Here is a 21,589-nt window from a genome sequence, read left to right on the forward strand (position 1 = left end):
TTGCTCACATCTTCTTCCAGTCGCCGATCTGCTCGAAGGCATGGGCGGCGCGGTAGATGGTGGATTCCTCGAACATGCGGCCGACCAGCATCAACCCGACCGGCAGGCCGTCGACCATGCCGCAGGGCAGCGACATCGCGGGATGGTGGGTGATGTCGAACGGCGCGGTGTTGGAGATCATCTCCAGCGCGCGCGCGACGTAGTCCTCGCGGCTGGCATTGGGCTCCGGCAGCTTGGTCGCCTTCATCGGCGTGGTCGGCATCAGCAGCAGATCGTAGTCGCCGAACGCCTTGTCGTAGGCGGCGGTCAGCCGGCGGGAGATGTTGAGCGCCTTGCCGTAGAAGCGCGGGCCGAAATTGTTGTTGATGTAGGTGCCGAGCATCATGAACAGCTTCGTCGTCTCCGACAGCGAGTCCGCCTGCCGGCGCCAGCCGCGATGAAAATCCATCAGCGAGGTCGAATAGAGATCGCCGCGACTGAGGCCGTAGCCGTCGCCGAACATCATGGTCTGGGTCAGGCCCTCGGTGCCGATGGGGGTCCAGATCGCGCCGCCCAACAGATGCATCGGGATCGACACCGTCTCCACGCTGGCGCCAAGATCCTTGAAGCGTTTTGCCGCCTCGCGCACGCTTTCATTCACCGCGGCCTCTGCGACCGGCTGCTCGAAGCCTTCCTTGACGATGCCGATCTTCATGCCCTTGACGCCCTGGCCGAGTGCTTTGGTGTATTCCTCGACCTTCGGCGCCTTGATGCGGGGATCGTAGCCGTCGTCGCCGGCGAGCACTTCGAGGAGCAGCGCGTTGTCCGCGACTGTTGCGGTCATCGGGCCGGTATGATCGACATAGATCTCGATCGGCATGATCCCGGTATAGGGCACGAGACCCCAGGTCGGTTTCATGCCGTAGATGCCGCAGAACGAGGACGGCATGCGGATCGAACCGCCCTGGTCGCCGCCGATCGCCATGTCGACCTCGCCGAGCGCGACCACGACGCCCGAACCCGACGACGAGCCGCCGGCCGAGTAACCCATCTTGTGCGGATTATGCACCGGCCCGTAGGAGCCGGTGTGGCTGCCGCCAGACAGGCAGAAGTGCTCGCAATGCACCTTGCCCTTGATCTCGGCGCCGGCATCCAGCATGCGCGTGACGATGGTGGCGTCGAAATCGGGCACATAGCCCTCCAGCGTCGACGAGCCGTTGGTCATGGGAACGCCGGCCAGCATGATGTTGTCCTTCAGGGCAACGGTCTTGCCCTTGAGCTTGCCGCTGGCGGCACCCTTCACGGTCGACTTGCGATACCAGGCATTGCGAGGGTTCTCCTCGGCTGAGGGCCTGTATCCGGGCGTGCGCGGGTACTTCACCTCCGGCAATTCGTCGGGCATCGCGGCAACGAGATTGTAGGCCTCGATCGAGCCCTGCATCAGGCCGCGAAACGAGGCAACGTCGTCGTCGGTCAGCGAAAGGCCGCACTGCTCGGCGACGCTGCGAAGCTGGGCTGGCGTGGGAAGGACAACTGTCATGGCGCTCTCCTGAAGTTTCTTGCAACGAACGTTGGGGCGCGGTCGCCCCCGGCGCGACGCACGCACCACCGGCCTCGCCAAAACATTCAAAACGGAAATATTTTCCTTTTCAAGTATTATTTTGCCGGTGTGTGCCCCGCGGATTGTCGCGCGAGTCAGATCGGCTTGATCAGCTTGAAGTCGAGACCATCGGCCTCGGCGAGATGCATCGGCATCCGCACGTGCCCGTTGCGGACGGTGACCTGCCCGCGGGCGCCGCCGTAGACGATATTGCGGCCGGCTGCCAGCATCGGACCCATCGCCAATGAGCCGGCCTTGTTGGCGACCGCTTCGAGAAAGCGCAGGCCCTCGTACCCGGACTGCCCGACCGAACCGATCGGCGGCGCATTCGGCCCGAACATCGCGCGATAGCGGCTCTGGAAGTCGTCATTGGCGCGCGCGCCGGTGCCGGTGAAATAGCCCGAGGCGCAGAACATGTTCTCGCTGTTGTCGGCGCCGATGCCGAGCAGCACCGTCTCGTCCATGGCTCCCGCAAGCCGCAGCGTGGTGGCGCCCAGGCCGCATTCGCCGAAGGCGCGATTGAAGGTGCTGCTGTCGGTGCCGATCAGCGAGATCAGCACCACGTCAGGCCGCGCGGCGCGAATGCGCGCCAGATGCGGCTCGTGATTGTCCTCGCCGAGTGGAACGAACTCCTCGCCGACGACGTGGCCGCCGGTTTCCCTGATGTAGTTCTTCACCGCACGGTGCGATTGCCAGGGCCAGACATAATCGCTGCCGATCAGGTACCAGCGCTTTGCTTTCTTGACATCCGCCAGCCAGTGGATCGATGGCCGGCTCTGCCAGCGCGGCGTCTCGCCGATCGCCATCACGCCCGGCGTGCGCTCGCCGCCTTCATAGACCGGCGTGTAGATGTAGGGGATGCGATGCCGCGTGGTGATGTCGCGCAAGGCGACGCGGACCGCGCTGGTGTGCAAGCCCACGATGAGATCGATCTCGTCGAACGCGATCGCCTGCTCGGCCCGGTTCAGGACCTCGTCGAGCGGCCCGCCGGCGTCATAGATCGACAGCTCGAGCTCGCGGCCGAGAATGCCGCCGCGCTTGTTGATCTCGGCGACGGCGAGCTGCGCGCTGTTGGTCGCACAAGGCCCCCACACTCCGGGCGAGCCGGTGCAGCAGAGGAAGCCGCCGATGCGCAGCTTGTTGGCGCGGCGTCGCCTGAGAAACGCGTGATCGCTGGGCGACAACGCACCCTCGGCCGCCGATGACGACAGATTCCTGAACAGCAAGGACGGCGGCAACGCCGGGCCGCCGTGAGCCGGGAAGTTTACCGTCGCGCGCACGCCAACTCCTGTCTGGGACCAGACCTGAAAGCACGTTCTTCGGGCGGCCGCGGCTTCCGCCCTTTTGTTGGGCAATCATCCTATTTTGAAAATATTGAATATTCAACAATTGAAGTGCATATAGATGCAGCATTGATTGCAAGACATTCACTCATTTGGGTCAAGACGAAGTCTTAGCCGTGGCAAAACCGTCGAAAGAAAACTCCCCGATCACCGAACACCTCGCTTACCTGCTCGCGCAAGCCAACCGGGAGATCAACCGGCAGCTCGAACTGCGGTTGAGCAAGGAAGGCGTGCCAGTGGAGCAGTGGCGCATCCTGAAAGTGCTGTCGGATGGCAACGGCCATTCGATGGGCGAGCTCGCCGATGCCGTGCTGCTCAACCATCCGACGCTGACCAAGATGATCGACCGCATGGTCTCCGACACGCTGGTCTATCGCGTGCAGGACCCGAACGATCGCCGCAAGGTGCTGATGTTCATCTCCGACCGCGGCAAGGTGCTGTGCAAGAAGCTCAACTCGCTCGCGGTTGATCAGGAGGAGCACATCCTCGAGAGCTACGGCGACAAGTCGACGAGCGAATTGAAGCGGCTGCTGGAGAGCTTGATCGATAGTTCGAATTGAAGGGCGCGTATCGCCAAGTTGCGACGTAGCCAACCAAGCGAAGACTGTTGTCCCGGCGAACGCCGGGACCCATAACCACAGGACGTGGTTGTTTCAAAGATTAGTAGTTACGCTTCCTCGCGCGGTACGACGACTGCGCACCTTCGATAGATTCCGCGGTATGGATCCCGGCGTTCGCCGGGACGACGGCGGAATGTGCAGCAGCGCAATCGCACATAGCTGACGCCGCCGCGTACCGGGTCGCCCGGTCAAGCCGGGCGACGACAGCGGGAATTGAGGCGCGAACTTCGCGCCTCATGCGCGCTCGATAACGCAGCTAGCAGCTACGCATACCGCCCGTGGCAGTGCTTGTACTTCTTGCCACTGCCGCAGGGGCAATCCTCGTTGCGGCCGACCTTGCCCCAGCTGGCCGGATTCTTGGGATCGCGGAGCGCGGCGTCGGTGGCCTGCGGGGCGAGGGTGACGCTGGCGAGGGCCATCTCGTCTTCGCCGGTGTTCGGGTCGAACTTGTGCGCTTCCATCGCCGGCAGCACCGGGGCTTCCTGCTCCGGCGGGACGATCTCGACGCGCATCAGCTGCGCCGTGACGGCCTCGCGCAGATGCGCGCTCATCTCCTGGAAGAGATTGAAGGCCTCGGTCTTGTACTCCTGCAACGGATCGCGCTGGCCGTAGCCGCGCAGGCCGATGACCTGGCGCAGATGGTCGAGCATGATCAGATGCTCGCGCCAGAGATGGTCGAGGGTCTGCAAGAGGATGGTCTTCTCGACGTAACGCATCACGTCGGGGCCCCATTGCGCGACCTTGGCGGCCATGTGCTCGTCGGCCTTGGTCTCGATGCGGGTCAGCAGCTCCTCGTCGGCGATGCCTTCTTCCTTGGCCCAGTCGTCGACCGGCAGGTCGAGATCGAGCACGCGCTTCAATTCTTCCTTCAGGCCGGCGACGTCCCACTGCTCGGCATAGGCATGCTCGGGCACGTGCTTGGCGACGAGGTCGTCGATGAAGGCGTGACGCATGTCGGTGACGGTCTCGGCGACGCTCTCGTCCTTCATCAGGTCGACGCGCTGGTCGAAGATCACCTTGCGCTGGTCGTTCTGGACGTTGTCGAACTTGAGCAGGTTCTTGCGGATGTCGAAGTTGCGCGCCTCGACCTTCTGCTGCGCCTTCTCCAGCGCCTTGTTGATCCAGGGATGGATGATCGCCTCGCCCTCCTGCAGGCCGAGACGCTGCAGCATGCTGTCGAGACGGTCCGAGCCGAAGATGCGCATCAGATCGTCTTCCAGCGACAGGAAGAACTTCGAGCGGCCGGGATCGCCCTGACGGCCGGAACGGCCGCGCAGCTGGTTGTCGATGCGGCGGGATTCATGGCGTTCGGAGCCGATGATGTAGAGGCCGCCCGGCTTCTTCACGGTCTTGGCGGGCTTTGAACCCTTCGCCGGCTCGAGCTCGACGGTCTCCTCGGCCTTCAGCACGATGTCGCGGAAGTGCTCGATGTCGGCCTTGATCTGCTCGATCTTCTTGGCCTTCTCGGCCTCATCGGTGATCCCGGCAGTCTCCTGCTGGAGGCGCATCTCGAGCGAGCCGCCGAGCTTGATGTCGGTACCGCGGCCGGCCATGTTGGTCGCGATCGTGATCGCGCCGGGCACGCCGGCTTCCGCGACGATGTAGGCTTCCTGCTCGTGGAAGCGCGCGTTCAGCACCGCGAACAGCTTTGCCTGCTTGCCGGCGCGGGCGGCGGCATAGAGCTTGTCGAGCGCGTGCTCCTTGCCGAAGTCGATCTGCTTGTAGCCGTTCTGCTTCAGGAATTCGGCGAGCACTTCCGACTTCTCGATCGAGGCGGTACCGACCAGCACCGGCTGAAGCCGCGAGTTCGCCCGCTCGATCTCGGCAAGGATCGCCTGGTACTTTTCCTTCTGCGTGCGGTAGACCTCGTCGTCCTCGTCGAGGCGCGCGATCGACAGATTGGTCGGGATCTCCACGACCTCGAGCTTGTAGATGTCGAACAGCTCGTCCGCTTCGGTCGCGGCCGTGCCGGTCATGCCGGCCAGCTTCTCGTACATGCGGAAGTAGTTCTGGAACGTGATCGAGGCCAGCGTCTGGTTCTCGGGCTGGACCTGGACGTGCTCCTTCGCCTCCAGCGCCTGGTGCAGGCCTTCCGAATAGCGGCGACCCGGCATCATGCGGCCGGTGAACTCGTCGATGATGACGACCTCGTTGTCGCGGACGATGTAGTCCTTGTCGCGGGTGAACAGCGTGTGGGCGCGCAGCGCCTGGTTGATGTGGTGCACGACGGAGACGTTCTCGACGTCGTAGAGCGACTCGCCCTTGAGCTGGCCGGCATCGCGCAGCAGCGTCTCGATCTTCTCCATGCCGGCTTCGGTCAGCGTCACCGTGCGCTGCTTCTCGTCGACCTCATAGTCGGTCTTGTCGAGCCGGGGCAGGAAGCCGTCGATGGTGTTGTAGAAATCGGAGCGGTCGTCGAGCGGGCCGGAGATGATCAGCGGCGTGCGCGCTTCGTCGATCAGGATGGAGTCGACCTCGTCGACGATGGCGAAGAAGTGCGGCCGCTGGACCATGTCCTCGAGCCGGTACTTCATGTTGTCGCGCAGATAGTCGAAGCCGTATTCGTTGTTGGTGCCGTAGGTGATGTCGCAGGCATAGGCCGCCTTGCGCTCGGCATCGTCGAGGCCGTGCACGATCACGCCGGTAGTCAGGCCGAGGAAGCCGTAGATCTGGCCCATCCAGCCGGAGTCGCGGCGGGCGAGGTAGTCGTTGACGGTGACGACGTGGACGCCCTTGCCGGCGAGCGCGTTGAGGTAGACCGCGAGCGTTGCGACCAGCGTCTTGCCTTCGCCGGTCTTCATCTCGGCGATGTCGCCCTCGTGCAGCACCATGCCGCCGATCAGCTGGACGTCGAAATGGCGCTGGCCGAGCGTGCGCTTGGCCGCCTCGCGCACGGTGGCGAAGGCGGGGACCAGGAGGTCGTCGAGCGTCTTGCCCTCGGCGAGCTGCTTCTTGAACTCGGCGGTGCGGGCCTTGAGGGCCTCGTCGGAAAGCTTCGAGACTTCGGGCTCCAGCGCGTTGATCGCGTTGACGCGGGACTGGTATCCCTTCACCCGCCTATCGTTGGAGGAGCCGAAAAACTTGCGGGCGAGCGCGCCGATCATGACCAGTTCCTGTGTTCGCGATTTAACCGCGTGGCAGCCAAAAGGTTGTCACCCGCCTGCCTATCAACTCACCGTGACGCCTGATGGCGCCAGAGCCCGGACTGCGGGGGTCGTCCGCCATATGGGTGGGAATTGGGCAAGTCAGGGTTCAACGGCCAAAAACGCAGCAAAATAAACGCCATCGCCATGGACGCGACCGGGCAGAGATATGGCCGGGTCCGAGCCTTGTCAACGGCGGCCGCATTGCGGCTAATTCATCAAATTGACAGACTTTTCGCGTTGCAAAGGCCCCCTGAATTGGGCGAGTGTCCGCCCCGCTCGAGCAGCCCCCTGCTTCAACAAAAGGATTTTCCATGACCACCTCGTTCCCGGTAACCACCGGCCAGCGTTTCCGCCTTGCTTCCGCCCTGGCTGGCAGCCTCGCTCTGGCGCTGACCCTGGCGTTCGCAGGCCCGCTCCGGGCCGCCGACGATCCGGTGCTGGCGAAGGTCAATGGCGCCGAGATCAAGAAGAGCGACGTCGCCATGGCCGAGGAGGAACTCGGACCGAGCCTCGCGCAGATGGACCCAGCAACCAAGGACGAAAACGTCCTTTCGTTCCTGATCGACATGAAGATCGTCTCCAAGGCCGCCGAGGACAAGAAGATCGCGGACAGCGAGGAGTTCAAGAAGCGCCTGGCGTTCGCCCGCAACCGCCTGCTGATGGACAGCCTGCTCGCGGGCGAGGGCAAGGCCGCGACCACCCCGGACGCCATGAAGAAGGTTTATGAGGAGGCCTCCAAGCAGATCACCGGAGAGCAGGAGGTGCGCGCCCGCCACATCCTGGTCGAGACCGAGGACGAGGCCAAGGCGGTGAAGGCCGAGCTCGACAAGGGCGCCGATTTCGCCGAGCTCGCCAAGAAGAAGTCCAAGGATCCGGGCTCCGCCGACGGCGGCGACCTCGGCTTCTTCACCAAGGAGCAGATGGTGCCGGAATTCTCGGCCGTGGCATTCGCGCTGGAGCCGGGCAAGATCTCCGACCCCGTCAAGTCGCAGTTCGGCTGGCACATCATCAAGGTCGAGGAAAAGCGTAACCGCAAGGCGCCGGACTTCGAGCAGGTCAAGGCCCAGATCGAGAACTACGTCACCCGCAAGGCTCAGGCCGATTACGTCGCCAAGCTGCGCGCTGAGGCCAAGGTCGAGCGGATGGACCAGGCCGACGCCTCCAAGGATGCCAAGCCGGACGCCAAGCCGGCCGACGCGGCGAAGCCCTCCGACAGCAAGATGGCTCCGCCCGCCAAGAAGTAAGAATTCGCTGTCACTTCGGTGACGTGAAGAGTATCTAAGCCTTCGTGATGCCCGGCCTCGTGCCGGGCATCTGCATATCCAGACCTCACCAAGGCGCCCCGATGTCCTCAACCGTCTCCCCGCTCGCCCCGAAGAACGTTCCCGACATGCCCGTGATCGCGGGGGTCCGTCTCGCGACGGCCGAGGCCGGCATCCGCTACAAGAACCGCACCGACGTGCTGCTGGCGGTGATGGACAAGGGCACCGCGGTCGCGGGCGTCTTCACCAAGTCGAAGTGCCCGTCGGCGCCGGTGGAATGGTGCCGCGCCAAGCTGAAGGGCGGCAAGGCGCGCGCGCTGGTCGTCAATTCCGGCAATGCCAATGCCTTCACCGGCAAGACCGGCCGCGCCTCCACTGCGCTGACCGCGAAGATCGCGGCCAAGGCGGTCGGGTGCAGCGAAAGCGAGATCTTCCTGGCCTCGACCGGCGTGATCGGCGAGCCGCTCGACGCGACCAAGTTCGACGGCGTGCTGGGACGCCTGGCTGAGACCGCCGAGCCCGGCGACTACCTCGCCGCGGCCAAGGCGATCATGACCACCGACACCTTCCCCAAGGTCGCGACTGCGACCGTCAAGCTCGGCAAGGCCAAGGTCACCATCAACGGCATGGCCAAGGGCGCCGGCATGATCGCGCCCGACATGGCGACGATGCTGTCCTTTATCTTCACCGATGCGCCGATCGCCCCTGCCGCGCTCCAGGCCTTGCTCAAGGCCGGTGTCGAGGACACGTTCAACGCCGTGACGATCGACGGCGACACCTCGACCTCCGACACGCTGCTGGCGTTCGCCACCGGCGCTGCCGCCGCGCACGGCGCGCCCAAGATCAGCCGCGCCAGCGACCCGCGTCTGAAGGCGTTCGTCAAGGCGTTCAACCAGATCCTCGCCAACCTGTCCGAACAGGTCGCCCGCGACGGCGAAGGCGCGCGCAAGCTGGTCGAGATCACCGTCGAAGGCGCCAAGACCAAGGCGTCCGCGCGCAAGATCGCGATGTCGATCGCCAACTCGCCGCTGGTCAAGACCGCGATCGCCGGCGAGGACGCCAATTGGGGCCGCGTGGTGATGGCAGTCGGCAAGGCCGGCGAGCCCGCCGACCGCGACAAGCTCTCGATCTCTTTCAACGGCATCCGCGTCGCCAAGAGCGGCGCACGCGATCCCGACTATGACGAGGCCCAGGTGTCGGAAGCGATGAAGGCGCCGGAGATCGCGATCAAGGTCTCGCTCGGCCTCGGCAAGGGCCGCGACCGCGTCATGACCTGCGATCTCACGAAGGAGTATGTGGCGATCAACGGGGATTACAGGTCTTGAGTCTTCTCCCTCTCCCCGTGCTTACGCGGAGAGGGTTGGGGTGAGGGGCCTCTCTCCACACGTGAGATCGTTGAGGGACCTGTACCCCCTCACCCGGAATCCGCGCTACGCGCGAATTCCGACCTCTCCCCGCAAGCGGGGAGAGGTGAACAAGTCTCACCCCGAAATCCGCGCGTCGGCGACGGCCTTCTTGAACAGCGCGTTCATCGCATCCGAGATGCCTTGGGTCGGGCTCACCTCGAAATAGAGGCCCGGCGAGGCGCAGGCCTGCATGTTCTGCGCGATCTTGCTGTTCGGAGACGGCCCCCACGTCCCGGCGTTGAAGGGGGCGATCCATGTGCTGTACCAACTGTCGGTCGGGGGTTGATATGTTGTGTACAGCACCGCGATCTTGATACCCCGGTCCTTGAGCGTCTTGCAGAGCGCCGGATTGATCGGCGACTGACAGCGGTTTGTTGGGGTGTAAAGTGGATACGCAGCGGATGAGACGCTACACATCGTCTTGCCCGAGTTGGTCTCGTCGGCGACGCCATCCGATACAAGGAACAGATATTTCAGCGGTGAGGCGGATGTGCCGGGTCCCGGCGAGGCGATTTCGTTATTGATCGCAGGAAAAATGGTGGTGAAGGGCGTATCTTTGTCGGCAGTATAAGCGTCATTCTGACCGGCCACCGCCATCAGGTCGATGCCTCCCGCCGCGGTCTTGGCGGATGTCAGGCTCGACGAGAGCGAAAACAGATTTCTCAATCCGATCGTGGCTGACGCACCGCCGAAATCGTAGATCGCCATTCTGAACTGGTTCGTGTAAGTCTGCGTGTTCCTGGCTGTGTCCATCAAGTTCGCGCTCGCCTGGCGCACCACGTCGATTCGGGTCGTGATGCCATTTGCTTTGGCAATGTCGTAGTTGCTTGTGCCGGCCGCCTTGGTGGTGTCGTGACACGCGAATGCGCATCCACCTGTCCTTGCCTGCATATTCGTGATGTCCGCCGGCGTCGCCGCCACGCCCATCGAGGGCGAATTGTCCAGCAGGAGGTAGAAGTCGACATAGAGCGGCATGGTGGCCGTCGAGGTCGACGTGCCGGTGAGGGCCAGCGAGGTCTTGCCGATCACACCGAGGAACATGGTGTTGACGGTGGCGCTGAACGTGACAGTCGAGGTGACGGTCGAGCCGCTCTTGACCACGGTCGGCGTGACGGTGCCGGGCGTATAGCCGGTCAGATTGGCAACGTTGGCATTGAAGATGTTCTGCGCGTCGGTGACGCCCACCGCGATCGAGCCATCCGAGGTCATCGTGCCCGCGGCGGCAAACGCCGGCGAGGCCTTGGCGATCGAGCCGACGCTGGCCGCATCGGCCGCAGCCTGAAGCTTGGACCGGATCTGCGTCGCGCGCGAGTAATCGACCGCGCAGCCGACCACCGTGATCAGGGGAACGCAGGCCAGCGCGAAGATCACCGCGATGTTGCCACGCCGGTCGCGGACGAAATGGCATAAGAGAGTGGGAAACGCAGCGCGCATAGCTCGGGTCCAGAGTGGTTTTAGGAGTTCCCACCCTAGGAACCGACGATTAAATATGACTTATGGGGTTCCCGGAAATGCGGCCGCGACGCAGTTAACGAACCGTTACGGATCATCTTCAGTGAGCAATATTTTTGGCATGGCCGATCTCAAACTGACATTAGTGGTGGCCTGCGCGCTGGTCGACGCTGACAAGCGCGTCCTGATCGCGCAGCGCCCCGAGGGCAAGGCGCTGGCGGGCCTCTGGGAATTTCCCGGCGGCAAGCTCGAGCCGGGCGAGCGGCCGGAGCAGAGCCTGATCCGCGAGCTCCATGAAGAGCTCGGCATCACCGTCGCCGAACCGTGCCTGGCCCCGCTGACCTTTGCGAGCTACGGCTACGAGACGTTTCACCTCCTCATGCCGCTCTACATCTGCCGGCGTTGGGAAGGGCTGGTCACCGCACGCGAAGGCCAGAACCTCGCCTGGGTCCGCGCCAACAGACTGCGCGACTACCCGATGCCGCCCGCGGACATTCCGCTGATCCCGCATTTGATCGATTTGCTGATGTGAGCACGGACCTCATCCTGAGGAGACCGCGAAGCGGTCGTCTCGAAGGATGGCCACACGGCAAGAGCCGGGCCTGCATGGTTCGAGACGGCGCTGACGCGCCTCCTCCCATGAGGATCACTCTTTCCCCGCCTTCTTGACCGCCTCCGCCAGACTCGCTTTCGCCGATCCCGGCTTGAGCGGCTGCTGCTGGCTCGCATGCGGGGCCCAGCCGGACAGCCAGATGATGTCGAATGTCGCGCGAATGCGGCCGTCGGCATCGGCAAAACGCTCGGCGTAGATTTCGGCCATCCGCAGCAGCGTGGCGCGACGGCTCGGCGCGCGGCGGCGCTCGATCAGCACATTGGCCGCGCCCATGCGGCGCAGGTCCTGCATCAGCGCGAACGCATTGCCATAGCGCACCACGACGCGGTCGACATCGGTCACCGGCAGCGCAAAGCCGGCCCGCTGCAACAGCGCGCCGATGTCGCGAAGATCAGCGAACGGCGCCACGCGCGGCGACACCCCGCCCTCGCATTCGGCTTCCGCCGCGGCAAAGGCTTGGCGCAGCTCGGTCAGGCTGTCGCCGCCGATCATCGCGGCGAGCAGCAACCCGTCCGGCTTCAGCGCGCGGCGGATTTGCGCCAGCACGCCCGGCAGGTCGTTGACGAATTGCAGCGCCAGTGCAGAGACGACGAGATCGAGACTTTCCGGCGCGAAGGGCAATTTCTCTGCGCCCGCCGCATCGAGCGCGATCCGCTCGATGGAAGGAAGCCGCGCCCGCAGCCCCGCAAGTCCCTCCCCGGGTGTCCAGAGATCGACCGGCGCATGAAACTCCCGCATCACCGCGGCCAACCGGTCGGACATATCCTCGGCAACACGATCGAGCAGGAATGTGACCCCGCCCTGCGCCTGCGTGCGCCGTTGCCGTGCATGCAGCAAGGCGCGATCGAACAAGGCGGGCGGGATTTGCGGGGTCTGGGCCATGCCGCTGGTTACGCCGATCATGCTGGGCATTGCAATCGCTCTCGTGTCCCGGACGCGGTGCGGCACGAAGTGACGCTCCGCAGAACCGGGACCCATGCTTCTGCGCGCACAGCTTCTGGGCCCCGGCTCAGCAGCGCACCACTGCGCGATGCGCTGCGTCCGGGGCACGAGACCGAATTCCGCCGCTTGAGCCGAATATCGCTCGGCGCTAGCCTTCCCTCATGGAAGCCGAAAGTGCCCCTGCCCGTTCCATCGCCGCACCACTGCGTGCCGCATGGACCGCCGGCCGCCACGTGCTGGCGCGGGCGGCCCGGCTTGCGCTCGACATCGCGCTGCCGACGCTGTGCGTCTCCTGCCGCGAACCGGTCGATGGCGAAGGCGTTTGCGCCTCGTGCTGGGCCGAGCTGTCGTTCATCGAACGGCCCTACTGCCCGCGGCTCGGCATTCCCTTCGTCTATGACCCCGGCCCCGAGATGCTGTCGATGGAGGCGATCGCAAGCCCGCCGGCTTACCAGCGCGCGCGAGCCGCCGTGCGCTATGACGACGTCGCCCGCACGCTGGTGCATGCGCTGAAATACCAGGACCGCACCGATCTGGCCCCGGCGATGGGCCGCTGGATGGCGCGCGCCGGAGGCGAGCTGCTCGCAGGCGCCGACATGCTGGTGCCGGTGCCCCTGCATTGGCGGCGGGCCTGGCGCCGCCGCTACAACCAGTCCGGGGCGCTGGCGCGCATCATCGAACGGCAGAGCGGGGTGAAAGTAAGGGCCGAGGTGCTGCGCCGGGTGCGCGCCACCGAGCAGCAGATCGGGCTGTCGCGAGCCCAGCGCGCCACCAATGTGCAGGGCGCATTCCAGGTATCCCGCGACCATCAGGCCGAGATTCAGGGCCGCCGCATCATCCTGATCGACGACGTCCTGACCACGGGTGCGACGCTGGACGCCTGCGCGCGGGCCCTGCTCCGCGCCAAAGCGGCCCAGATCGACGTGCTGGTCTTCGCCCGGGTTGTCGAGAGCGGCCCCCGTCCCATATAATTCAATGAATTCATGACATGAAAGCGCTGGACGAGATGACCGCTGCTGTCGAGATCTACACGAGGCCGGGTTGCGGCTATTGTTCCGCCGCGAGGTCCCTTCTGACCCGGAAGAAGGCGACCTTCGCGGAGTTCGACGTCGCCAAGAACCCGTCCTGGCGTCAGGAGATGTACGACCGCGCCGGCGAGGGCTCGACCTTCCCGCAAATCTGGATCGGCGGAACCCATGTCGGCGGCTGCGACGAGCTTTATGCGCTCGATCGCGAGGGCAAGCTCGACGGTCTGCTCGAAAGCGTGAAGGCCGTCTCATGAGCGACAACAGGACCTTCACCGCCGCGATGGTGCAGATGCGCACCGGCCTGATGCCCGGCCCGAGCCTCGAACAGGCCACCAGGCTGATCCGGCAGGCGGCGGCCAATGGCGCCGATTACGTGCAGACGCCCGAAGTCAGCAACATGATGCAGCTGAACCGCAAGGCGCTGTTCGAGCATCTGCAGAGCGAGGAGGATGACGCCTCGCTCAAGGCCTACCGCGCGCTCGCAGCTGAGCTGAAGATCCACATCCATGTCGGCTCGCTGGCGCTACGCTTCTCGCCTGACAAGGCGGTCAACCGCTCCTTCCTGATCGGGCCCGAGGGCAACGTGCTCGCGAGCTACGACAAGATCCACATGTTCGACATCGAGCTGCCGGACGGCGAGAGCTATCGCGAATCCGCCAATTACCAGCCGGGCGAGACCGCCGTGATCTCCGACCTGCCCTGGGGCCGCGTCGGCTTGACGATCTGCTACGACGTACGCTTCCCCGCGCTTTACCGCGCGCTGGCCGAGAGCGGCGCCTATTTCATCACGGTGCCGTCGGCCTTCACCCGCAAGACCGGGGAAGCTCATTGGCACGTGCTGCTGCGCTCGCGCGCGATCGAGACCGGCTGCTTCATCTTTGCCGCCGCCCAGGCCGGCCTGCATGAGAACAAGCGCGAGACCTATGGTCATTCGCTGATCATCGATCCCTGGGGCGAGATCCTCGCCGAGGGCGATGTCGAGCCCGGCATCATCATGGCGAAGATCGACCCGGCGAAGGTCGAGACCGCCCGCCGCGCGATCCCCTCGCTCCAGCACGGCCGCCGCTTTGGCGTCGCCGATCCCAAGGCGGGGCCGGATCACCTGCACCTCGTGCGGGGATCAGCATGATCCGCTACGCACTGCACTGCGACCGCGGCCACGACTTCGAAAGCTGGTTCCAGAGTTCGTCCGCCTACGATTCGCAGGTGAAGCGAAAGCTCGTGACCTGCCCGATCTGCGGCTCGGCCAAGGTCGACAAGGCGATCATGGCCCCGCGCATCGTCGGCAAGAAGGGGCGCGGCCGCGCGACGCCGCCGCCGGAGCCTGCGGCTGCGACCACGCCCGAGGCTGCGCCGTCAGGGCCGACCTCGCTGCTGATGGCGCAGGAGCGCGAGCTGCGCACCAAGCTGAAGGAGCTGCGCGACCACATCGTCAAGAACGCCGACAATGTCGGCGAGCGCTTCGCCAACGAAGCCCGCGCGATGCATTACGGCGACAAGGAGCACCGCCCGATCTACGGCGAGGCCTCACCGGAAGAGGCGAAGTCGCTGATCGACGAAGGTATCGAGGTCTCGCCGCTGCCGACGCTGCCGGAAGACAGGAACTGAGGCGTCCCTTCTTCGTCATGGCCGGGCTTGACCCGGCCATCCACGTCTTTCTTTCCTACAGCACGAAGAACGTGGATGCCCGGGACAAGCCCGGGCATGACGGCGGCTGAGAAGTCAGGCCCCCACCAGCAGCGCGACGCCCGCCACGATCAGCACAATCCCAAAAATCTCGCGCGGCGCGATCGGCTGCTTGAACGAGTAATAGGCGACGCCTTGTGCGAACAGCACCTCGATCAGCGCGAGGGTGCGGACATTGGCGGCGGCCGTCAGCGCGAAAGCCAGGAACCAGAACTGCGAGGCGAAGGCGCCTGTGAAGCCCGCCAGCATTGACGGCCGCCACATCCCGAGGATGCCCCGCAACACGTCCGGTGCACGCCAGAGCAGATAGATCGTCAGCACCAGCGTCTGCACGAACAGGCCAAGCACCAGGGTGAAGGACGAGGCCGTCACGAACGACACGTTCGGCACGGTGATGATGGCGCCGCGGAAGCCGACTGCGGAGAGTGCGAACGCCGCGGCCGCGACGAGGCCGGTGATGGTCGGCTTCAACTCGGCAAAGCTCTTCTCGCCGCCGGGCCGCAGCGCGGTGATGACGACGCCGATTGTCGCGATCAGGATCGCCAGCACCTTCAGCCAGGTCAGGTGATCGCCGAGGAAGACGAAGCCGAAGATCGCGGTCTGGATCGCCTCGGTCTTGAGATACGCCGTCGTCACCACGAAGGAGCGGTCGTTCATTGCGAGCAGCATCAAGCCGGTTGCGACGATCTGGCTGAGCGCCCCGAGCAGCAGCCACGGCCAGAACGCGGTCGGCGGCATGCCGATATGATCGCCGGTTGCGACCAGCACCACGCTTAAGAACAGCAGCGAGAACGGAAAGCCGAACAGGAAGCGGATGTTGGTCGCGCCCCAGGTCCCGAGCGGCTTGGTCAGCGACCGCTGCATCGCATTGCGCGCGACCTGCCCGAGCGCGGCGATGACGGTAAAGGGAATCCAGAGGCTGGTGACGGTGAGCATGAGGGGGTGGCTAATGCAGGAAGGGCGGGGCCAACCTGCAAGCTGAGGCGCATGCGGTCAACCGCGGGGATGTCATGGGAGCGATGCTCTCGCAACAAATACCGCCGTCGTCCCTGCGAACGCAGGGACCCCTAACCCCAGGGAGCAATTTGGCGACCGCTGCCAACCCACGCATCCAACACCGCGCCCCACCGATGGATTCCGCGGTATGGGTCCCTGCGTTCGCAGGGACGACACCATTTGTGGAGATACAGCTCGCGCCTTACTCGCCCCCTCACACCATCCCTTCCGCCACCACCATGTAGTTCACGTCCATGTCCGACGAGAGCGACCATTTGTCGGCGAAGGGGGAGTAGACGACGCCGGTCTGCTCCGTGATGACGAGGCGGTTGTCGAGGAGGTATTTCGTCAGCTCGTCCGGGGTGACGAACTTATTCCATTCGTGGGTGCCGCGCGGCAGCCAGCGCAGGACATATTCGGCGCCGACGATAGCGAGCGCAAAGCTCTTCCAGTTCCGGTTCAGCGTCGAGACCACCATCAGCCCGTTCGGCTTCAGCATCGCGGCGCAGCGCTTGAGGAAAACGCCGACATCGACGACGTGCTCGACCACTTCCATCGCCAGCACGATGTCGAAGCGCTCGCGCGGGTCGATTTCCTCGACCGTGGTGCAGCGGTAGTCGATCGCAAGATGGCTCTTGTCGGCATGCAGCTTCGCCGCGGCGATGTTGCTGGCCGACGGATCGACGCCGATGACTTGCGCGCCGAGACGCGCCAGCGGCTCGCACAAAAGGCCGGCGCCGCAGCCGATGTCGAGCACGCGCAAGGACCCGAGACAATTGAGGCTGCGCACATTGCGCTCGAACTTGCGGCAGGCGGCGTCGCGGATATAGCCGAGCCGCAACGGGTTGATCCGGTGCAGCGGCGCCATCTTGCCCTTGGGGTCCCACCACTCCACGGAGAGTTTCGAGAATTTCGCGATCTCGGCGGCGTCGACGGTCGAGCCCGGCTGGGCGGTTGCGGTGGCGGAGGTGTTTTGCTGCATGCTCATGGTTACGCGCGGTCCTACCGCGTGGTGATCGAACTACGGAAGGCGAGCGGCGAGGCGATGGTCCGGATGGTTTCGCGGCCTTCGCCGACGCCGTTGATGGTCACGTCGCCGTAGTTGAGAATACGTCCAAGAATCGACTGGTTGACGTCGACACTCTCGACCTTGTCGAGCGCCATTTCAAAGGTGCGGCGCTTGATGAACCCGGTCTTGTGCACAACCCTGAGGTTGGTGACGTCGGTCTCGGTGGTGAAGCGGTGGAACCAGCCCTTCAAGGTCCAGAACAGGGCCGCCAGAGCCACCACGCCCGCGGCGATGAGACAGAGAATCACGAGCCCGTCGACCGCGGTCTGCCGCGACAGAAGCAGAAGGCCTAGGGCCACGATCCAAGCCACGATCGCCGGAAAATAGAAGATCCAGTGCGCATTGGTCGAATACAGCACCCGCTCGCCGGGCTGCAGGATTTCGTCAATATAGCGCGCCATGACCTCGGTTAACCCATTGTCCGGATTGGGCCCCACAGGAACCCGCTTGCCCCCGGCCCCGCCCCTCTGTATACGCGCGGTCGGTATCCCCTGGCATCCGTCCAGCGCGGGTCACCATACTGATCCTTATGAAGGAATGCACGCGTCGTCATGAGCCGCCTCGTGATGAAATTCGGCGGCACGTCCGTCGCCAACATCGAACGTATCCGCAACGTCGCACGCCATGTGAAGCGTGAGGTCGATGCCGGCCATGAGGTGGCCGTGGTCGTCTCGGCGATGTCCGGCAAGACCAACGAGCTGGTGGCCTGGTGCACCGAGGCCTCGCCGATGCATGACGCGCGCGAATACGACGCCGTGGTCGCCTCGGGCGAGCAGGTCACGTCCGGCCTGCTTGCCATCGTACTCCAGGGCATGGGCATCCAGGCCCGCTCCTGGCAGGGCTGGCAGATCCCGATCAAGACCAGCGACGCCCATGCCTCGGCCCGGATCGAGGACATCGACGGCCGCGAGATCATCAAGCGCTTCCAGGAGCGCAAGGAGGTCGCGGTCATCGCCGGCTTCCAGGGTATCAACCCCGAGACCAATCGAATCACCACGCTCGGCCGCGGCGGCTCCGACACCTCGGCCGTCGCGGTTGCCGCGGCCGTCAAGGCCGACCGCTGCGACATCTACACCGACGTCGACGGCGTCTACACCACCGACCCGCGAATCGTGCCGAAGGCGAAAAGGCTCGACAAGATCGCATTCGAGGACATGCTGGAACTGGCCTCCCAGGGCGCCAAAGTGCTCCAGGTCCGCTCGGTGGAACTCGGCATGGTCCACAACATGCCGATCTTCGTCCGCTCGAGCTTCGACAAGCCCGAGGATATCGACCCGCATGCCAACCAGCCGCCCGGCACGCTGATCTGCAGCGAGGAGGAGATCATGGAAAGCCACGTCGTCACCGGCATCGCCTTTTCGAAGGACGAGGCCCAGATCTCGGTGCGCCAGATCGAGGACAAGCCGGGCGTTGCCGCCTCCATCTTCGGCCCGCTGGCGGATGCCAACATCAACGTCGACATGATCGTGCAGAACGTGTCCGAGGACGGCAAGACCACCGATCTCACCTTCACCGTGCCCGCCGCCGACTACACCCGCGCCAGGGACACGATCACCGCCGCCAAGGACAAGATCGGTTATGCACGGCTGGATACAGCCACCGACGTCGCAAAGATCTCGGTGATCGGCAGCGGCATGCGCAGCCATGCCGGCGTCGCCGCCCAGGCGTTCTCGGCCCTCGCGGGACGGAATATCAACATCCGGGCCATCACAACCTCCGAGATCAAATTCTCGGTCTTGATCGACACGGCTTACACCGAGCTTGCGGTGCGCACCCTGCACACGCTCTACGGCCTCGATCAGGGCTGAAGCCCCCCCGTCATCGCGCTTCAGATTGTCGTTTGAGCATGGTCTTTCCGGAAAACCGCTTCGCACTTTTGCGGACCATGCCTGGGCTAATTTTCTCTTAGCGGTCGCAGCAAACGTGAAGGTGTACACACCTTCGCGTTTGGCAGGCGTTTTGCTTGGCAAAACAAGCCTCAATTCGCTATACGGCGAACAGGGTGGGCTGCCGCAGACTGTGTCCCAGTTCAGGCCGCTGATTCGGTGCAAGCGAAGGTTTGCGCCTGCGCCGGACAAACAATTTGGTTGTTTTTCTGGAATTTTAGGCCAGCCGCCGGCCGATACCGCCGGGCCCGGCAGACGGAGGAGATTGACGGTTCATGCGGAGCGCGTCGGGAGGTCCCCGCGTCTTGTTGAGACGGCTCCGCGAAACCATGGCGGAGCAGGTCTCGGCCCAGGAGCGGCTGGACAAGATCGTGGTGCTGATCGCCGCCAACATGGTGGCCGAGGTATGCTCGGTCTATGTGCTGCGCATCGACAACACGCTCGAGCTCTACGCCACCGAAGGCCTCAACCGCGAGGCGGTGCACCACACCGTGCTCAGCGCCCATGAGGGCCTCGTCGGCCTCGTCGCCAGCGAGGCGACCCCGCTCAACCTGAGCGATGCGCAGAGCCATCCGGCCTTCTCGTTCCGCCCCGAGACCGGCGAAGAGATCTATCACTCCTTCCTCGGCGTGCCGATCCTGCGGGCCGGCAATACGCTCGGCGTGCTGGTCGTTCAGAATCGCGCCAAGCGCAACTATGTCGAGGAGGAGCTCGAGGCGCTTCAGACCACCGCGATGGTGCTGGCGGAGCTGATCGCCTCCGGCGAGCTGTCCGCACTGGCCCCGCCGGGCATGGAGCCCGCCGCGCGCCATTCCGCGCAGAAGGTCGGCGCCATCCTGTCGGAAGGCATCGCGCTCGGCCATGTCGTGCTGCACGAGCCGCGCGTCGTCATCAAGGATTACATCGCCGAGGACCTGCCGAAGGAGGTCAAGCGGCTCGACACCGCGCTTGCCAAGCTGCGCGCCGATCTCGACCGCATGCTGGAGCGCGGCGACGTCGCGGAGGGCGGCGAGCACCGCGAGGTGCTGGAAGCCTACCGCATGTTCGCCAACGACCAGGGCTGGTCGCACAAGCTGCACGAGGCGGTCGCGACCGGCCTCACGGCGGAAGCCGCCGTCGAGCGCGTGCAGTCAGACACCCGCGCGCGCATGCTGCGCTCGACCGATCCTTACTTGCGCGACCGGCTGCATGATCTCGAGGATCTCGGCTACCGCCTGATGCGGCAGCTGGTCGGCCAGGACCACGCGCCCTCGCGCGAGCAATTGCCCGACAACGCCATCGTCATCGCGCGCGCTATGGGCCCCGCGGCGCTGCTCGACTACGACCGCAAGCGCCTGCGCGGCATCGTGCTGGAGGAAGGCACCGCCAACTCCCACGTCTCGATCGTGGCGCGCGCGCTCGGCATTCCCGCCGTCGGCGAGGTGCCGAACGCGCCGGGTATCGCCGATCCCGGCGACGCCATCATCGTCGACGGCACGTCGGGGTCGATCTATGTGCGTCCGTCGCAGGAGATCGAGGCCGCCTTTGCCGAGCGCGTGCGCTTCCGCGCCCGCCGCCAGGCGCAGTACCTGGCGCTGCGCGATCGTCCCTGCGTCACCAGGGACGGCCAGAAGGTCGAGCTGATGATCAACGCAGGTCTTGCGATCGACCTGCCGCATATCGAGGACACCGGCAGCGCCGGCATCGGCCTGTTCCGCACCGAGCTGCAATTCATGGTCGGCCAGAGCCTGCCGCGCACCAGCGACCAGCTCGCGCTGTATCGCACCGTGCTGGATGCGGCCGGCACCAAACCCGTCACCTTCCGCACCCTCGACATCGGCGGCGACAAGGCGCTGCCCTATATGGAAGCCGTGATCGAGGAGAATCCCGCGCTCGGCTGGCGCGCGATCCGGCTTGGGCTCGATCGTCCCGGTCTGCTCCGCGGCCAGATCCGCGCACTGCTGCGCGCCGGCGGCGGCCGTGCGCTGCGCATCATGTTCCCGATGATCTCGGAGGTCGCTGAATTCGACTCCGCCAAGGCGCTGGTCGAGCGCGAGCTCACTTACCTGCGCCAGCATGGCCACACGCTGCCTGAAAGGATCGACATCGGCACCATGGTCGAGGTGCCGGCGCTGCTGTACCAGCTCGACGAGCTCCTGAAGAAGGTGGACTTCATCTCGGTCGGCTCCAACGACCTGTTCCAGTTCCTGTTCGCGGTCGACCGCGGCAATGCCAAGGTGTCCGAGCGCTTCGACACCATGTCGGCGCCGATCCTGCGCGTGCTGCGCGAGATCGCGCGCAAGTCGAACGCCGCGAAGAAGTCGCTCTCGCTCTGCGGCGAGATGGCCTCCAAGCCGATCGGCGCATTGGCGCTGATCGCGATGGGCTATCGCTCGTTGTCGCTGTCGGCGACCGCGCTCGGCCCGGTCAAGGCGATGGTGATCGACCTCGACGCGAAAAAGGCCGAAGCGATGCTCAATCCGCTACTGGATGCGCCCTCCGGCAGCATCTCGATCCGGCAGAAGCTGACGGAATTTGCCGAGGCCGAAGGCCTGGCGTTGTAGCGGGCCTGCCGCCCCTTC

18 protein-coding genes are annotated in these 21,589 nt (G+C 64.9%); 10 read left to right on the forward strand and 8 right to left on the reverse strand.

Going from position 1 to position 21,589, the window contains the following annotated elements:
- Positions 1–4: 4 nt before the first annotated feature.
- Together BRAGE_RS0136725 and BRAGE_RS0136730 are read right to left on the reverse strand one after the other, a co-directional pair.
- On the reverse strand, positions 5–1,519 hold the full coding sequence (locus BRAGE_RS0136725; protein WP_027563458.1) for an amidase: 1,515 nt from the start codon (positions 1,517–1,519) through the stop codon (positions 5–7).
- Between the two features lie 155 nt (positions 1,520–1,674).
- Positions 1,675–2,859 (reverse strand): substrate-binding domain-containing protein, encoded by a 1,185-nt coding sequence (locus BRAGE_RS0136730; RefSeq protein ID WP_027563459.1) that lies wholly within the window; start codon positions 2,857–2,859, stop codon positions 1,675–1,677.
- 179 nt (positions 2,860–3,038) lie between these two features.
- Here BRAGE_RS0136730 and BRAGE_RS0136735 point away from each other — a divergent pair, with 179 nt between their 5' ends.
- On the forward strand, positions 3,039–3,482 hold the full coding sequence (locus BRAGE_RS0136735; protein ID WP_025576502.1) for a MarR family winged helix-turn-helix transcriptional regulator: 444 nt from the start codon (positions 3,039–3,041) through the stop codon (positions 3,480–3,482).
- A gap of 323 nt (positions 3,483–3,805) precedes the next feature.
- On the opposite strand, the gene secA is transcribed toward BRAGE_RS0136735, so the two are convergent.
- On the reverse strand, positions 3,806–6,646 hold the full coding sequence (secA, locus tag BRAGE_RS0136740; RefSeq protein ID WP_027563460.1) for a preprotein translocase subunit SecA: 2,841 nt from the start codon (positions 6,644–6,646) through the stop codon (positions 3,806–3,808).
- 353 nt (positions 6,647–6,999) lie between these two features.
- On the opposite strand from secA, the gene BRAGE_RS0136745 reads away from it, so the two are divergent.
- Entirely contained in the window at positions 7,000–7,932 is a 933-nt protein-coding gene (locus BRAGE_RS0136745; protein ID WP_027563461.1) for a peptidylprolyl isomerase, read from the forward strand.
- A gap of 101 nt (positions 7,933–8,033) precedes the next feature.
- On the forward strand, positions 8,034–9,275 hold the full coding sequence (gene argJ / locus BRAGE_RS0136750; protein ID WP_027563462.1) for a bifunctional glutamate N-acetyltransferase/amino-acid acetyltransferase ArgJ: 1,242 nt from the start codon (positions 8,034–8,036) through the stop codon (positions 9,273–9,275).
- 156 nt (positions 9,276–9,431) lie between these two features.
- On the opposite strand, the gene BRAGE_RS0136755 is transcribed toward argJ, so the two are convergent.
- The gene (locus BRAGE_RS0136755) at positions 9,432–10,790 is read right to left on the reverse strand and encodes a TadE/TadG family type IV pilus assembly protein (RefSeq protein ID WP_027563463.1); all 1,359 of its coding nucleotides are present in this window, start codon (positions 10,788–10,790) and stop codon (positions 9,432–9,434) included.
- 139 nt (positions 10,791–10,929) lie between these two features.
- Here BRAGE_RS0136755 and BRAGE_RS0136760 point away from each other — a divergent pair, with 139 nt between their 5' ends.
- Complete coding sequence (locus BRAGE_RS0136760) at positions 10,930–11,340, forward strand: (deoxy)nucleoside triphosphate pyrophosphohydrolase (RefSeq protein ID WP_027563464.1); 411 nt, start codon at positions 10,930–10,932, stop codon at positions 11,338–11,340.
- 114 nt (positions 11,341–11,454) lie between these two features.
- On the opposite strand, the gene BRAGE_RS0136765 is transcribed toward BRAGE_RS0136760, so the two are convergent.
- Positions 11,455–12,324, reverse strand: coding sequence for a methyltransferase domain-containing protein (locus tag BRAGE_RS0136765; RefSeq protein ID WP_181411731.1), 870 nt, complete (start codon positions 12,322–12,324; stop codon positions 11,455–11,457).
- 200 nt (positions 12,325–12,524) lie between these two features.
- Between BRAGE_RS0136765 and BRAGE_RS0136770 the strand changes: the two genes are divergently transcribed.
- Genes BRAGE_RS0136770 through BRAGE_RS0136785 form a run of 4 tightly spaced genes read left to right on the forward strand, consistent with a single transcriptional unit; the run spans position 12,525 to position 14,999 of the window.
- Positions 12,525–13,334 (forward strand): ComF family protein, encoded by an 810-nt coding sequence (locus BRAGE_RS0136770; RefSeq protein ID WP_027563466.1) that lies wholly within the window; start codon positions 12,525–12,527, stop codon positions 13,332–13,334.
- A gap of 35 nt (positions 13,335–13,369) precedes the next feature.
- The gene (gene grxC, locus BRAGE_RS0136775; protein ID WP_027563467.1) at positions 13,370–13,645 is read left to right on the forward strand and encodes a glutaredoxin 3; all 276 of its coding nucleotides are present in this window, start codon (positions 13,370–13,372) and stop codon (positions 13,643–13,645) included.
- The gene (locus BRAGE_RS0136780) at positions 13,642–14,520 is read left to right on the forward strand and encodes a carbon-nitrogen hydrolase family protein (protein WP_027563468.1); all 879 of its coding nucleotides are present in this window, start codon (positions 13,642–13,644) and stop codon (positions 14,518–14,520) included. The genes grxC and BRAGE_RS0136780 overlap by 4 nt, the downstream gene beginning before the upstream one ends.
- The gene (locus tag BRAGE_RS0136785; protein WP_027563469.1) at positions 14,517–14,999 is read left to right on the forward strand and encodes a DUF1178 family protein; all 483 of its coding nucleotides are present in this window, start codon (positions 14,517–14,519) and stop codon (positions 14,997–14,999) included. The genes BRAGE_RS0136780 and BRAGE_RS0136785 overlap by 4 nt, the downstream gene beginning before the upstream one ends.
- A 114-nt stretch (positions 15,000–15,113) precedes the next feature.
- Here the strand turns inward: BRAGE_RS0136785 and BRAGE_RS0136795 are convergent, their stop codons facing one another.
- From BRAGE_RS0136795 to BRAGE_RS0136805, 3 genes are all read right to left on the reverse strand, one after another.
- Positions 15,114–16,013 carry an EamA family transporter gene (locus BRAGE_RS0136795; RefSeq protein ID WP_027563470.1) on the reverse strand — a complete coding sequence of 300 codons (900 nt, stop codon included), beginning with the start codon at positions 16,011–16,013 and terminating at the stop codon, positions 15,114–15,116.
- 274 nt (positions 16,014–16,287) lie between these two features.
- Complete coding sequence (ubiG, locus tag BRAGE_RS0136800) at positions 16,288–17,061, reverse strand: bifunctional 2-polyprenyl-6-hydroxyphenol methylase/3-demethylubiquinol 3-O-methyltransferase UbiG (RefSeq protein WP_027563471.1); 774 nt, start codon at positions 17,059–17,061, stop codon at positions 16,288–16,290.
- Between the two features lie 14 nt (positions 17,062–17,075).
- Positions 17,076–17,543, reverse strand: a complete 468-nt coding sequence (locus BRAGE_RS0136805) for a PH domain-containing protein (protein ID WP_027563472.1) — start codon at positions 17,541–17,543, stop codon at positions 17,076–17,078.
- 150 nt (positions 17,544–17,693) lie between these two features.
- On the opposite strand from BRAGE_RS0136805, the gene BRAGE_RS0136810 reads away from it, so the two are divergent.
- The gene (locus BRAGE_RS0136810; RefSeq protein ID WP_027563473.1) at positions 17,694–18,950 is read left to right on the forward strand and encodes an aspartate kinase; all 1,257 of its coding nucleotides are present in this window, start codon (positions 17,694–17,696) and stop codon (positions 18,948–18,950) included.
- A 353-nt stretch (positions 18,951–19,303) separates the two neighbouring features.
- Entirely contained in the window at positions 19,304–21,571 is a 2,268-nt protein-coding gene (gene ptsP, locus BRAGE_RS0136815; RefSeq protein WP_027563474.1) for a phosphoenolpyruvate--protein phosphotransferase, read from the forward strand.
- Positions 21,572–21,589: the final 18 nt, after the last annotated feature.

It is taken from the genome of Bradyrhizobium genosp. SA-4 str. CB756 (assembly GCF_000473125.1).
Lineage (GTDB): Bacteria > Pseudomonadota > Alphaproteobacteria > Rhizobiales > Xanthobacteraceae > Bradyrhizobium > Bradyrhizobium arachidis.

What these genes read in the sequence shown, in the direction of transcription:
- ptsP (WP_027563474.1), top strand. Translation starts at nt 19,304, where the DNA reads ATGCGGAGCGCGTCGGGAGGTCCCCGCGTCTTGTTGAGACGGCTCCGC.
- BRAGE_RS0136760 (WP_027563464.1), top strand. Translation starts at nt 10,930, where the DNA reads ATGGCCGATCTCAAACTGACATTAGTGGTGGCCTGCGCGCTGGTCGAC.
- BRAGE_RS0136725 (WP_027563458.1), bottom strand. Translation starts at nt 1,519, where the DNA reads ATGACAGTTGTCCTTCCCACGCCAGCCCAGCTTCGCAGCGTCGCCGAG.
- BRAGE_RS0136785 (WP_027563469.1), top strand. Translation starts at nt 14,517, where the DNA reads ATGATCCGCTACGCACTGCACTGCGACCGCGGCCACGACTTCGAAAGC.
- BRAGE_RS0136755 (WP_027563463.1), bottom strand. Translation starts at nt 10,790, where the DNA reads ATGCGCGCTGCGTTTCCCACTCTCTTATGCCATTTCGTCCGCGACCGG.
- BRAGE_RS0136770 (WP_027563466.1), top strand. Translation starts at nt 12,525, where the DNA reads ATGGAAGCCGAAAGTGCCCCTGCCCGTTCCATCGCCGCACCACTGCGT.
- BRAGE_RS0136765 (WP_181411731.1), bottom strand. Translation starts at nt 12,324, where the DNA reads ATGATCGGCGTAACCAGCGGCATGGCCCAGACCCCGCAAATCCCGCCC.
- BRAGE_RS0136810 (WP_027563473.1), top strand. Translation starts at nt 17,694, where the DNA reads ATGAGCCGCCTCGTGATGAAATTCGGCGGCACGTCCGTCGCCAACATC.
- secA (WP_027563460.1), bottom strand. Translation starts at nt 6,646, where the DNA reads ATGATCGGCGCGCTCGCCCGCAAGTTTTTCGGCTCCTCCAACGATAGG.
- BRAGE_RS0136805 (WP_027563472.1), bottom strand. Translation starts at nt 17,543, where the DNA reads ATGGCGCGCTATATTGACGAAATCCTGCAGCCCGGCGAGCGGGTGCTG.
- BRAGE_RS0136745 (WP_027563461.1), top strand. Translation starts at nt 7,000, where the DNA reads ATGACCACCTCGTTCCCGGTAACCACCGGCCAGCGTTTCCGCCTTGCT.
- BRAGE_RS0136795 (WP_027563470.1), bottom strand. Translation starts at nt 16,013, where the DNA reads ATGCTCACCGTCACCAGCCTCTGGATTCCCTTTACCGTCATCGCCGCG.
- grxC (WP_027563467.1), top strand. Translation starts at nt 13,370, where the DNA reads ATGACCGCTGCTGTCGAGATCTACACGAGGCCGGGTTGCGGCTATTGT.
- BRAGE_RS0136780 (WP_027563468.1), top strand. Translation starts at nt 13,642, where the DNA reads ATGAGCGACAACAGGACCTTCACCGCCGCGATGGTGCAGATGCGCACC.
- argJ (WP_027563462.1), top strand. Translation starts at nt 8,034, where the DNA reads ATGTCCTCAACCGTCTCCCCGCTCGCCCCGAAGAACGTTCCCGACATG.
- ubiG (WP_027563471.1), bottom strand. Translation starts at nt 17,061, where the DNA reads ATGAGCATGCAGCAAAACACCTCCGCCACCGCAACCGCCCAGCCGGGC.